Genomic DNA, 11,620 nt, shown 5'->3' on the forward strand with positions numbered 1-11,620 from the left:
CGGTGTGATGATGCGGTGGTGACGCCCGCCTTCTAGCACGCTGCGCGCTTCGCGCCACGCTCCAGTTGCGTCTGGTGGTCCTGACATCAGGACAACCACCATGAACGCCACCACTACCTGCCCCACCTGCGGCCGGCGCCACCGGCTGCGGCGCGCGATGCCGCCTGCCCCGCTGCCGCTGTTCGCATGGGCAGCACGGCATCCTCGCCCGCCTGCCATGGGTGCCCGCCTCCTCCTCCACGCCGACATGCTCGACGCCGAGGGAGAGCCGCGCGCCTGCATCGCCATCCCCGGCCAGCGCGTGCCGCTGGCCTATCCGAACCTCGCGGCGGCGCTGTCCGCCCTGCGTGCCATGGAGGCCGCCCATGCGACCCGTTGAACCTGCTGACCACCGCCCGGTGGCGCAGCGCCACCGTCACCTGCTGCGCGTCGGTGACACGTTCCGGCCGATCCCGAAGCGGGCGGCGGAGGTGGCGCGGTTGCTGCTGCAACATCCTGCCGGGATGACGCGGGTGGAGATGCTGAACGCGGCGCCGCCCCGCCTGGCACTCAATGCGACGTGCCATGTCGCGCGGCTGCGAAAGGCCGGTTGCCCGATTGAGAGTGTCCCGGTGATCGGCACCGACGCGGACGGCAACAAGGTGCTGTTCGTGCGCTACCACCTGGCCGGCGACATCGCCGTGACCGCCGGACCCTGGCCTATGCTGGAGGACGCCGCCTGATGGATATCTTCGACGCGATAACGGTGGTGCACGCTCCCGGCCGGCGGTTCGCGAAACTGATCCACGCGAACGGCATTGTGGAGGCGCAGCAACGGACCCGCACCGTGAACCTGCACACTCTCCAACTTCCGGGGCTGTGGGCGCTGGCGACGCTGCTGGAGGAATTCGAGCAACGTCCCGATATGTGCGTGGTGCGCGGCGCGATCCTCGACGCGGATCGCGCACACGCGGTCCGGCGCCTCCTCCACCGCGATCCGAAAACAGGCGAGGCGCCGACGCTGCGCGAGGTGCCGCGCCGCTGGATCGCACTCGACGTGGATAGCCTGCCGGTGCCGGAGGGCATGGACCCTGCGGACCTGGAGGCGAACGCCCGCGCCATACTGCCACTACTGCCGGCACCGTTCCGGGTGGCGAAGCTGGTGGTGCAAGCCACAGCATCGCACGGGATCAAGCCCGGTGCGCGCCTGCGGCTATGGGGCTGGTGCAACCGCCCCGTGACCTCCGCCGAGTGTAAGGCGTGGCTGGCGGCGGCGCCGGTTGATCGCAGCCTCTACAGCGCAGTGCAACCGCACTACACCGCTGCGCCGGTGTTCGTCGGGTGGGCCGATCACCTGCCTCGCAGGCTGGCCTTTCTGGAGGGGCTGGAGGAGGTGGTGGTGCCTCCCGCTCCGCTGCTGGCACCATCGCCGCCACCGCCGGCTGCAACCGCCCTGCGGCGCCCTGGCAGGCTCTACAGCGGGGGCGAGGTGATGCGCTTCGCCCGCCTGCTGCGCGTGGTGCAGGATGCGGTGGAAGGGGAGCGGCACCGGCTGCTGTTCTGGGCATCGTGCCGGGCTGGCGAATTGGTCGCGGCCGGCATTCTCGATGAAACCACCGCCCATGCGGCGCTGGTGCAGGCCGCGATGGATGGCGGCGGGAAGGATCGTCGCAACGCCGAGGCTACCGCTCGCGACGGCATCGCGCGCGGCGCGGCGGAGGCGGGGGCATGACGGAAGCCGCAACCATGGTGGCCGAGGATGCCGCCGAAATCCTGCGCCTCTCCCTGCTGGACCGCGTGACCTATGACCGCGAACGCGACGCGGCTGCGAAGCGGCTGCGCGTTCGCGTTGGCACGCTGGACAGCATGGTGGAGGAGATGCGGCCGGCGCCCGAGCAACCGCGCGGCCGAGGCGTGGAGCTACAGGTCGTCGTGCCATGGCCGGACCCGGTGGAGGCCGGGATGGTGCTGGACCGGCTGGCGGCTGCGATCCGGCGCCATGTGATCCTGCCGACCACCGCCGCCGATGCCATCGCGTTGTGGATCGCGCACACCTGGGTATCTGAGCGGTTCCAGCATACGCCGCGCCTCGGCATCGGATCGCCCGCCAAGCGGTGCGGGAAATCGACGCTGCTGGACCTGCTGCGCGCCACCTGCCACCGCCCGCTGAAGGCGGACAACATCAGCGCCAGCGGCGTATTCCGCACGGTGGAGGCGTTGCGGGAGGAGGGCGGCATCACGCTGCTGGTGGATGAGGCCGACACCTTCGTTGGCGACAACGAAGAACTGCGCGGCATCCTTAACTCCGGCTTTGAGCGCAGCGGCGAGGTTGTCCGCGTCGTGGAGGTGAAAGGCGAGTGGGTGCCGGTCAGGTTTGCCACCTTCTGCCCCGTGGCGCTGGCGGGGATCGGCAAATTGCCGGACACACTGGCGGACCGCTGCGTGCCGATCACGCTGCAACGGAAGGCGGCGGCGGAGACGGTGACGAAACTCCGCGCGCCTGGCGCCCGCGCTACGCTGCACAACGCCGCACGCTGCCTCGCCCGATGGGCGGCGGACCGGCGGGACCATCTGCCGCTTGATCCGGAGGTGCCGGAGGCGATGGGCGACCGGGAGGGCGACATTTCCGTGGTGCTGCTGTCCATCGCGGACGATGCCGGCGGGGAATGGCCCCAGCGTGCCCGCCGGGCGCTGCTGGAGGTATTCGGGCACCGCAACGCGGCGGAGGGCAATGCAGAGGCCGGCGCCCTGCTGCTGGCCGATCTGCGCACCCTGTTCAGCGAACGCGGCGCGACCCGCCTTCCCTCGACCGACATTATCGAGGCGCTGGGGAAGCTGGAGGAGCGGCCGTGGCCGGAGTGGAAGAACGGGAGGCCGATGACCCCGGTGCAACTGGCGGCGGCGCTGGCGCCGTTCCGGGTGCGGCCGATCACCTACCGGCCGCCGGGCGGTGGTGCCCCGGTCAAGGGGTATATCCGCGACCATTTTGAGGAGGCGTGGTCGCGGTATCTGGCACCTGCTGCCCCCACCTCCACCGACTAGGGGCGCTGGAGCGGTAACGCGGTTACAAGCGAGGAAATTCTAGACGTTGCGGCCGTTCGGATGCGGTTACAGGGTGCGATCCTGTTACCGCTGCGAATGGGCGGAAAGCGGCGGAAAACCCGGGTTGTAACCGTGTTACCGGTTGAGCGGGACGGGGCTGTGGAGGCGCTGCGAAAACACGCGCGCGGCCAAGCGCCAGACCCAACATCTGAATTGCAGATGGGTGCGCGGAGCGAAGGGAGCGGTCCAGTCACCCGAACTCGCTGGAGATTTTGCCCCCCTCCCCACTAACCCACATTGCCAGGCGCGCTTCTCGATGAACGAGGCGGCCGCTCCGGAACTATTCGCAAAATTGAGCAATCGTCGCCACAAGGTGCGATGCATCAATAGGTTTCGAGATCATTGGTGCGGGAGTGTATTCCCGCAGCGCATGCCATGCCTCATAACCTGTAATTATGATGGTAAGGATGCCGCGTCGCCTGAGCGTTTCGAGCACCGGGAAGGCGAACTCTTGGTGTAGCTTCATGTCGACCAGGGCTACATCGATCGTACCGGCTAACCGCTCGTGTTCTATGAGGCGAAGTGCGTCTGCTACCGCGCCCGCCGAACCGACCACCTCAGCACCGGCCGCGACGACGATGTCTTCAAGCAATAGAACAAGGATGCCTTCATCCTCGATAATAATAACTCGCTTTCCGAACAACGGCTTTTTGTCGAATTTTGGAGTATTGGTCGGCGTAGCCATTAGACACGTCCGTCTGTTGCAAGACGGATTGATTGCCGGCTGCACGACAGTAACGTTGCGGCGTGAACGAAGTAAGCGGCGCTGCCCCGTCAAACATTTGTGTCGAGTATAGATCAATGTGGGGCATTGTATGGGGAATGAGACAAACAGCACCGAAGAGGTGGTGCTACACATCGCATCTGCCTGACATGGCACCGGCACACCGCCGCCCGCGATCACAGCGAATGGTTCTGGCGACCGTTGAAGGAACGGCTGGAGCGGGAGGAGCGGTGGCTACGGCACTGCCGCATGTGGCCGCCGCCCTACAACGCGCACTCTAGCGCCGACGCCCCAGGACTTTGAGTAGCCAGGAACGGCATCAACTCCGATTAGGCAATTCATTCCTATAAAGAATTAAAGACACTTGTCTATCATCTTGCGCTCAGTGTTTCGCCGCCGTGTTGGGCCATGCCGCGCCGTCAACGATCCCTCTCGCCGGCCACCCTGGTGGATGCGCTCGCCGCGATTGATGCTACGCGCCGCACCTGCACCGAAGCCGAGATCGGTGGCCCGGAATACGAGGCCACCGGGAAAGCTATCGACGCGCTGGACGGGCTGACGGGGGCGCTGACCGGGAACCCCGAGTTGTTCTGGCCTAAGCCGCATGGGTCGGGGTCGCGGGGCTAAGTGTGAGCGCCGGCCGCGATTGCCAGTGAGACAAAATTCAACCGAAGATTGCAAAGATAGTGAAGTATCAATCTATAATTGTGGAAAAAGGTGTTCGCCAATAGGTTGATGTAATGGTGTAACCATCGCTTAATTGGTTAGGCTTTACCTCAGAGGTCGTCGTTTCGCCATCGACCGGAGGGGAGCCATGCAGTCTCGCGCACACGCAAAGATACAAACGGAGCGCCGCGAGCGCGCGTTGGCCGCGTTGCTAGATTTCGCTCAGGACGCCGCCGACAACGGCGACGACCGCGATGCGCTGCAACTCGACAACGTGCGCCGGCTACTTGAAGCGGCATGGGCGCCCGTTGAATGGCAGAGCCTTTGCGCTGCGCCGCTTGAGGGCGCGGCGGATGAGCGACCTGTGGCGACCAGCGACGCGCCGCAGCGTCGCGGGGGGCGGCCGGACGTGATGTTTGGGAAGGCTCATTAGCCGCCCGGCGCCGGCTGTCAGCGTCGCGGCAGATACCGCTTATTGCCGGAAGCCGTGTAGTAGTAGACGCCGCCACGCGGGCCGACACATGGCGCTGTGGGAGTGCAACTGCCGCCAGCTGAGCCCTGCGGCGCTTGCCGCTGTGGTGCCGCCTGCGGCGCCTGTGAAGGACTTGCCTGGCGGTCATAGCACTCAAGCCTCGCCCGGGGGTCAGCGAGGCCCGCGCACGGGCCGAACTGCGCCGTTGCCGGCAATGACCATACTAGGCACGTCGCCGCCACGATGACGGAAAGCCGGCCGATCATGTTCACACCCTGGCTATGATGCTAGATCGTTTCCCGAGGCCAACGCTGGGTCAATCATCTGCCAGCCTGAAACCGAAATTGTGAGCCTCCGATGCCGCTCCGCTTGCCGATCCTAATTGCTGCCGCGCTGGTGGCGCCCTGCGTCGCGGTAGCGGCAGAGTGCCGCCGCTGGTCGGAGCCTGCGCGTACCTACCCAGAGGATGTGTCGTGGCACTGTGTCGCCTACCGTTGGGCGGACGGCGATACCCTGACAGCGGCATGCGAGGAACGCGCGCAGCCCGTTCGCGTACGCGTGCGTGGGGTGGATACCGTCGAGCGCGGCGAAGCAGGCTGGCGCGCTGCGCGCCTCGAATTGCGCCGCCAAACTGAGGCGGTCCCGCTGCTTCTCCTGCCGCACCACGGGAGCGGCAATCGGGTGGTTGCTTCCGTCATAGTAGGCGGTGCCGACGTTGGACGCCGCATGCACGAGGAAGGGTGGTCGAAGGCCGAATGCCCTAGGCTTTAGGCGGCAGATTACCCGCCGCCGCAGACAGCTCCGCGACTTGATGTAGCGCCGCACCGAGCGCCCCTGATGCCTCCGCGAGAGCCTTCGCCACCGCGTTCAAAGCGTCTAGCTGCTCATCTCCCGCGATCACCATCACGTCGCGCATGAAGGGGGCTAGGCGCTGGGCTGTGACCGTTATGGGGTGGGCGTCCTGGTCATCGGCAAATAGGTCATCGACGGCAATCCCCAGTGCGGCCGCGATGCCGGGGAGGTAGCCTGCCGCCACGCGGACAACGCCAAGCTCAAACCTCCCCACGACTTGGTGGACCACGCCGAGGTGGTCGGCCAGCGCTGCCTGTGAAACCGCCCTCTCCATCCTTAGCCGGCGCAGGTTGCGACCCACGCGCCTTTCAATGTCATCGATCCTCTTGCCGGCTTCGCTGGGTTTGGTTCGCATGCTGCTAACGATAGCCGATGTGCTTGCGGCGTGATCGGCTGCGTCGATCGGCTTGCCGGCCAAGCGGCGCTTAGGCAGCATTGCCTCTGCGCATGCGCTCGTGGATCGTCCGCACGCGGTTCTCAACGTCGCGTTTCGCCGCTGGCGCTACTAGAACGTCGTCCGCGCCAGCGTCGAGGGCGCTGCACCTTTCCTTGGCGGAAGCGCTTCTCACGACCACTACGACCGGCGTGCTCAACAACTGGCATGCCATCGCACGCATGCCGTCAAGGGCGGATCGGACGCTGTCAAGAACAGCTGCATTTACTGCATCGGCTTCAATCACGACGGCCCCGAAGGGGGAGAACATGTCGTTCAACACCTTTGGGGATCGAGTGACGGTAAGCGTCGCCGGTCTGAGACCTTCGTAGCGCAAAGCAGTCAGAAGGCTTGACTGGGTTGGCAGGTTTGACGCGATCACTCTGATACGCATGGAGCCGGCAGCCTTCATCTGGAGCCAAGGCTTGGTGCCTTCTCGGCATGATGCCGATATGCAATCAGTGAACGTTTGGAAGTGTCATTTTCCAATCGGTTTAACTGGTGATTTGTCTACTAGCTGCCGAAGAATGCGCATTGGCTCGCAGGAAAATCAGAAAATGTAGGGAATTGTCAGGGTGCCGATCGCCCGCGATGGTGTTGGGCAGCTGTGCTTACCTCTCCTCCGTAGCCGCGCCGTGATCACTTGCCGTGCAAGCGGGCGATGTTGCCGCCAGTGACCGAGCGACAGCATTGAGTGCTGCCAGCTGTTCGCTGCGGGTAATCGCCATCGCGTCACGCATGAACGGTGCAAGCCGGTGGCCCACGACAGCGATGGGGCGGGTCCCATCGTCGTCTTCAAACAGGGCATCGATAGGCACCCGGAGCGCCGCCGCGATCGTCGGAAGGTGGCCGGCTGAGATGCAATTCCTGCCAAGCTCAAATCGCCCGATAAGCTGATACGGTAAGTCAATCTGGCGAGCCAGCTGTGCCATCGATAGACCGCACTGCAATCTTAAGGTACGAAGATTGCGACCCACGCGCTTGTCTGTCTCGGTGGCCCGCTTGCAGCCTTCAGTGATCTTCGCGCGCATGTTCGCCCCATTCGCCATAAATGCGGATCAAGTATCGAATGTCTTCGAGCGACGGCATGGAATGCTCTGCTGTAAGCTCCAGATGCATGAACCGTCGCAACAACGACATCGCGCTCAAGGCGGAGGGATTAGACGCGCCACTGGGCACTTAAGACTAAGTGCTTGACATGTTGTGTGACCAGCGCAGGCAGCGGGACTTGCGCATGCCGGGTCGTTGCGCTCCGCATGCCAAGGGCGTTGCATGGTCAGGACCGGCGTGGCCAGAGCCGGAAGAGGTTGCACATCCTCAGGGAAGACGCCTGTTTCCTCATGAGCGATGCATCGCGCCTCTTCAGCATCGTCAGCCACGACGCAGCCCGGAGCGCGGCGTGAAAACGAAATCCACCAAGCTTGCATGCAATCGGTCTCATCACGAAAACGCGATTAGGTATACTGGGCGACGTTGCTCTCATCGCAATGTTTGGTCTGATTACATTATGGAAACCTAGAGCCTTACGCTTCGCGCGCTTTGAAGGGCGTCGCAATTAGGTGTCGCATCGCAGGCTCAACGATGCGTTTACAATGATGACGATAAGATGCCGTTGCTGCGGAAGCGGGTGGTCCCCGACGCGTTAGCTGTAAGGCCTGCCGGCCGTGGAGACGGAGCGACCGGTAAGCATCAAGGGTCGCGCGCCGTAAACACGGCATCCGGGAGGTCACGGCCCGGACCGCAGTTGATCAACCATCAGCATCCAGCGGGCGAGCCGCGAACGGCAGCGCAAGCGGCATCTTGTGGCCTGATTTGTGGACCTTGGCGGGCGACACCTGCAACACATTGAAGCTGGTCGGTTGCTAGCGGAAACGGTGTCCGCCAAACGACTAGATGCTGCCAGTTGGTCAGAGCGCGATTGCCCGAGGAGCTATGGGCCTGGGTCCTATCCGCTGGCGCCGAGCCACAGCGTTTAGGCGGGCACAGCTGCGCTAGGTTCCGCCGCCTAAAGGTTCCTCCTCCTGCCCCCCCCCCAAGACGTGATGCTACGCCCCGCGCCTGCCGCACTTGGTGCGGGGGCGGCGCCGGAACACCTGCCTCACCGGCCCCGGCAAAGGACCCGGCCGAGCGGGTCCGCGTGGGGTCCGCAAGAACGGGGTCCGCCGAATATGAGCGCCATAGCGCCCGCTAACCGACTGAAAAGGGGAATGTCCTCGGCGGGATTCGAACCCACGGCCCCCAGATTAGGAATCTGGTGCTCTATCCTGCTGAGCTACGAGGACGCCGCGTGACCGATAGCACAGCCCGCCCGCGCCATGCGAGGGGGCGTGCCCCGCGACGGCCTGCGCCGCCGATCGGACCCGGCCGGAACAAAGAGAAACCGCGGGAACGCCCATCCGTTCGTCCCCCAGGTCCAGACAGACGCGACCAAGGGAGAGTCACCATGGCAAGCAGCATTCGCGACATCTACATCACCGGCCTGACCAACGCCCATGCGCTGGAAGCCCAGGCCATCCAGCTCATCAACCGCCAGGTCGAGCGGATCGAGAACTACCCGGAGATGCGGGAGCGCCTTCGCCTGCATGGGGAGGAAAGCAAGCGGCAGCAGGAACGCCTGGCGCAGATCCTGGACGGGCTCGGCACCTCTCCCTCCGGCCTCAAGGATCTCGGCACCTCGCTGATGGGCAACATGGCGGCCATCGGCCATGCGCTGGCGCCGGACGAGGTCATCAAGAACAGCTTCGCCAACTTCGCCTTCGAGCACATGGAGATCGCCAGCTACCGGTCCCTGCTGACGATGGCGCAGGCCGCCGGGGACACCGGCGCGCCCCGCCTGCTGGAGCAGAGCCTGCAGGAGGAGATCGCGATGGCGCGGTGGATCGAGGACAATCTGGAGGCCACCACCCGCCGCTACATGCAGCGGGAAACCGCCGGCCAGACCTCCGGCATCTGACGCGGTCCGGAGGGGGCTACGGCCCCCCTCCCCTTCACGCCTCCGGCAGGGCGCGCATACTGCGCGCGCAAAACGCCGGAGGCGCGCCATGGCCGAGCCCTACCCAGCTGCCGTCTTCGATGCCGCCATGGCACGGGCGGGGATCACGCTGACGGAGGCCGAGCGCGCGACGCTGATCGACGTGTCTCGCCACATCGCCGCCAGCACGGGCCGCATCCGGACGGAGCGCGCGGTCGGCGTCGAGCCCGCCACCCTCTTCGTGCCGGGACAGCGCGCATGAGCGCCCTTCCCGCCACCATCGCCGATCTGCATCGCGCGATCGCCGCGAAAAGCCTCTCGCCCGTGGAGCTTGCGCGGGAGGCGCTGGCCCGGGCAGAGCGCCTGAACCCTACCCTGCACGCCTTCATCCGCCTGACGCCGGATATCGCGCTGGACCAGGCACGGGCGGCGGAGGCGCGACAGATGCAGGGTGCGCTGCATGGGCCGCTCGACGGCATCCCGGTCGGCCACAAGGACATCTTCGAGACCGCCGGCGTGCCGACCACCGGGCATTCGCGCGTGATGGAACATCACGTGCCGGCACAGGACGCAACGGTGGTGCGCGCCTGGGCCGAGGCGGGCATGGTGATGGTCGGCAAGCTCGCCACGCATGAATTCGCCTGGGGCGGTCCCTCCTTCGACCTGCCCTGGCCGCCGGCCCGCAACCCCTGGGACACCACGCGCTTCACCGCCGGATCCTCCACCGGCACCGGCGCGGCCGTCGCGGCCGGGATCGTGCCGGCGGGGACGGGCAGCGACACCGGGGGCTCCATCCGCGGCCCGGCGGGGCTCTGCGGCTTGGCCGGCATCAAGCCGACCTACGGCCTCTGCAGCCGCACCGGCGTGCTGCCCCTCGCGCACAGCCTGGACACCACCGGCCCCCTCGCCTGGACGGTGGAGGATTGCGCGCTGCTGCTGCAGGCCATGGCGGGGCACGACCCCTCCGACCCCTCCTCCGCCAACCGTCCCGCGCCGGACCTGCTGGCCGGCCTCGGCGATGGCGTGAAGGGCCTGCGGATCGGCATCATCCGGCATTTTCACGAGTCCGACCTGGTCGTCACCCCCGCGGTGCGGCACGGCGTGGACCATCTGGCGGAGGTGCTGGAAGCGGAAGGCGCAGTGCTCAGCGACGTCACCCTGCCGCCGCTGATGGATTGGAACGCGACCGGCTGGCTGATCCTGATGGTGGAGGCGCTGGCGGTCCACGAACCCTGGCTCCGCACCCGCTTCCGCGACTATGGCGAGATCCTGCGGGAGAGGCTGGCGCTGGCGACGCTCGTCTCCGGCGCCGACTACGTCCAGGCGCAACGCCGGCGGCGGGAGCTGTGCGCCGCGATGGCGGAGGCCATGCGGGGTTGCGACCTGCTGCTGACCGCGGCGCAGGCCAGCGAGGCGCCGCCGATCGACAAGGTGTCGAAATTCGCGAGCCTCGAGGCCCCCGGCCTCACCATTCCCTTCAACCTGACCGGCCAGCCCGCCATGACGGTCTGCACCGGCTTCGGGGAAGGCGGGCTGCCCGTGGGCGCGCAGATCATCGGGCGGCCCTTCGAGGATGCCCTGGTGCTGCGCGCCGGCCATGCCTTCGAACGGGCCACGTCCTGGCGCCAGCGCCGCCCGGCACTGGCCGCCTGATACCAGCGGACCGGTCACTTGACCGGTCCGAGCGCCCGAATGGGCGCCGCCGCCTATGCGGCGAAGCCAAGGAAACCGGAGGTTTCCGCCCGGCGTCTGAGGGGGCCCCGAAGCGGTCACGCGAAAGGGCCGTTGATATGACATCCGCCTGATCCAAGACTGGGGAAACGAGACCATGAACCGCCTGCTGCTGCCGATCGCCGCCCTGGCCCTGTCCGCGGGACCGGCCGCCGCGCATCACCCGATGGGCGGCGCCATGCCGACGACGCTGCTGGAAGGCCTGCTTTCCGGCTTCGGCCATCCCGTGATCGGGCTCGATCACCTGGCCTTCCTGATCGGCCTCGCCCTGATCGCGGGGCTGGCGGGCTGGGGCGTCATCCGGGCCTTTATCTTCGTCCTGGCCTCGCTGGTGGGGGTGGTCTCGGCCTGGCAGGGGCTGGTGCTGCCGGGGGCGGAAATCCTGGTCGCGCTCTCCGTCATCGCCATCGGCATCGCGCTGGCGGCACGGCGGGACGCCTCCGCGAACCTTTGGGCGCCGCTGCTGGCCGTGGCGGGCCTGGCGCATGGCCAGGCCTTCGCGGAAGCGGTGATCGGGGCGGAAGCGACGCCCGTCCTGGCCTATCTGCTCGGCCTCGCCGTGGTGCAGACGGCGCTGGTGCTGGGCATCGCGAAGATCGCGGCCGAACGTCCCTCGCTCGGCCCGGTGCCACGCCTCGCGGGGATCGTGGCGATGGTGGTGGGCGCGGCCGCGCTGCTGGCCTGACCGCG

At 66.6% G+C, this 11,620-nt stretch carries 12 protein-coding genes and 1 tRNA gene; 9 read left to right on the plus strand and 4 right to left on the minus strand.

Annotated elements, in window-relative coordinates; genetic code table 11:
* The first annotated feature begins 100 nt into the window (after positions 1-100).
* The 4 genes from G3576_RS11855 to G3576_RS11870 are packed head-to-tail and all read left to right on the plus strand — an operon-like array spanning position 101 to position 3,021.
* On the plus strand, positions 101-379 hold the full coding sequence (locus G3576_RS11855) for a hypothetical protein (RefSeq protein WP_164694611.1): 279 nt from the start codon (positions 101-103) through the stop codon (positions 377-379).
* A gap of 19 nt (positions 380-398) precedes the next feature.
* On the plus strand, positions 399-722 hold the full coding sequence (locus tag G3576_RS11860) for a hypothetical protein (protein WP_164694612.1): 324 nt from the start codon (positions 399-401) through the stop codon (positions 720-722).
* Positions 722-1,711, plus strand: coding sequence for a hypothetical protein (locus G3576_RS11865; protein ID WP_164694613.1), 990 nt, complete (start codon positions 722-724; stop codon positions 1,709-1,711). The genes G3576_RS11860 and G3576_RS11865 overlap by 1 nt, the downstream gene beginning before the upstream one ends.
* On the plus strand, positions 1,708-3,021 hold the full coding sequence (locus G3576_RS11870; RefSeq protein ID WP_164694614.1) for a DUF3631 domain-containing protein: 1,314 nt from the start codon (positions 1,708-1,710) through the stop codon (positions 3,019-3,021). Before G3576_RS11865 ends, G3576_RS11870 begins: the two co-directional genes overlap by 4 nt.
* A 340-nt stretch (positions 3,022-3,361) precedes the next feature.
* On the opposite strand, the gene G3576_RS11875 is transcribed toward G3576_RS11870, so the two are convergent.
* Positions 3,362-3,766, minus strand: a complete 405-nt coding sequence (locus G3576_RS11875; protein WP_164694615.1) for a response regulator — start codon at positions 3,764-3,766, stop codon at positions 3,362-3,364.
* An 853-nt stretch (positions 3,767-4,619) separates the two neighbouring features.
* Here G3576_RS11875 and G3576_RS11880 point away from each other — a divergent pair.
* Entirely contained in the window at positions 4,620-4,904 is a 285-nt protein-coding gene (locus tag G3576_RS11880; protein WP_164694616.1) for a hypothetical protein, read from the plus strand.
* Positions 4,905-5,703: 799 nt separating this feature from the next.
* Here G3576_RS11880 and G3576_RS11885 read toward each other — a convergent pair.
* From G3576_RS11885 to G3576_RS11895, 3 genes are all read right to left on the minus strand, one after another.
* On the minus strand, positions 5,704-6,150 hold the full coding sequence (locus G3576_RS11885; RefSeq protein WP_164694617.1) for a helix-turn-helix domain-containing protein: 447 nt from the start codon (positions 6,148-6,150) through the stop codon (positions 5,704-5,706).
* Between the two features lie 689 nt (positions 6,151-6,839).
* On the minus strand, positions 6,840-7,259 hold the full coding sequence (locus G3576_RS11890; protein WP_164694618.1) for a helix-turn-helix domain-containing protein: 420 nt from the start codon (positions 7,257-7,259) through the stop codon (positions 6,840-6,842).
* A 1,177-nt stretch (positions 7,260-8,436) separates the two neighbouring features.
* Positions 8,437-8,510 (minus strand) — tRNA-Arg (locus G3576_RS11895).
* A 161-nt stretch (positions 8,511-8,671) separates the two neighbouring features.
* Here G3576_RS11895 and G3576_RS11900 point away from each other — a divergent pair.
* From G3576_RS11900 to G3576_RS11915, 4 genes are all read left to right on the plus strand, one after another.
* On the plus strand, positions 8,672-9,181 hold the full coding sequence (locus tag G3576_RS11900; protein WP_164694619.1) for a ferritin-like domain-containing protein: 510 nt from the start codon (positions 8,672-8,674) through the stop codon (positions 9,179-9,181).
* 88 nt (positions 9,182-9,269) lie between these two features.
* Positions 9,270-9,461 (plus strand): hypothetical protein, encoded by a 192-nt coding sequence (locus G3576_RS11905; RefSeq protein WP_164694620.1) that lies wholly within the window; start codon positions 9,270-9,272, stop codon positions 9,459-9,461.
* Positions 9,458-10,852, plus strand: coding sequence for an amidase (locus G3576_RS11910; RefSeq protein WP_164694621.1), 1,395 nt, complete (start codon positions 9,458-9,460; stop codon positions 10,850-10,852). Before G3576_RS11905 ends, G3576_RS11910 begins: the two co-directional genes overlap by 4 nt.
* Before the next feature lie 175 nt (positions 10,853-11,027).
* Positions 11,028-11,615, plus strand: coding sequence for a HupE/UreJ family protein (locus tag G3576_RS11915; RefSeq protein ID WP_164694622.1), 588 nt, complete (start codon positions 11,028-11,030; stop codon positions 11,613-11,615).
* Positions 11,616-11,620: the final 5 nt, after the last annotated feature.

Source organism: Falsiroseomonas algicola, assembly GCF_011040385.1.
GTDB lineage: Bacteria > Pseudomonadota > Alphaproteobacteria > Acetobacterales > Acetobacteraceae > Falsiroseomonas > Falsiroseomonas algicola.

Bases quoted from the DNA above. Each gene is read 5' to 3' on its own strand.
- G3576_RS11870 (WP_164694614.1), top strand. From the start codon at position 1,708: ATGACGGAAGCCGCAACCATGGTGGCCGAGGATGCCGCCGAAATCCTG.
- G3576_RS11915 (WP_164694622.1), top strand. From the start codon at position 11,028: ATGAACCGCCTGCTGCTGCCGATCGCCGCCCTGGCCCTGTCCGCGGGA.
- G3576_RS11885 (WP_164694617.1), bottom strand. From the start codon at position 6,150: ATGCGAACCAAACCCAGCGAAGCCGGCAAGAGGATCGATGACATTGAA.
- G3576_RS11900 (WP_164694619.1), top strand. From the start codon at position 8,672: ATGGCAAGCAGCATTCGCGACATCTACATCACCGGCCTGACCAACGCC.
- G3576_RS11890 (WP_164694618.1), bottom strand. From the start codon at position 7,259: ATGCGCGCGAAGATCACTGAAGGCTGCAAGCGGGCCACCGAGACAGAC.
- G3576_RS11880 (WP_164694616.1), top strand. From the start codon at position 4,620: ATGCAGTCTCGCGCACACGCAAAGATACAAACGGAGCGCCGCGAGCGC.
- G3576_RS11875 (WP_164694615.1), bottom strand. From the start codon at position 3,766: ATGGCTACGCCGACCAATACTCCAAAATTCGACAAAAAGCCGTTGTTC.
- G3576_RS11855 (WP_164694611.1), top strand. From the start codon at position 101: ATGAACGCCACCACTACCTGCCCCACCTGCGGCCGGCGCCACCGGCTG.
- G3576_RS11905 (WP_164694620.1), top strand. From the start codon at position 9,270: ATGGCCGAGCCCTACCCAGCTGCCGTCTTCGATGCCGCCATGGCACGG.
- G3576_RS11865 (WP_164694613.1), top strand. From the start codon at position 722: ATGGATATCTTCGACGCGATAACGGTGGTGCACGCTCCCGGCCGGCGG.
- G3576_RS11910 (WP_164694621.1), top strand. From the start codon at position 9,458: ATGAGCGCCCTTCCCGCCACCATCGCCGATCTGCATCGCGCGATCGCC.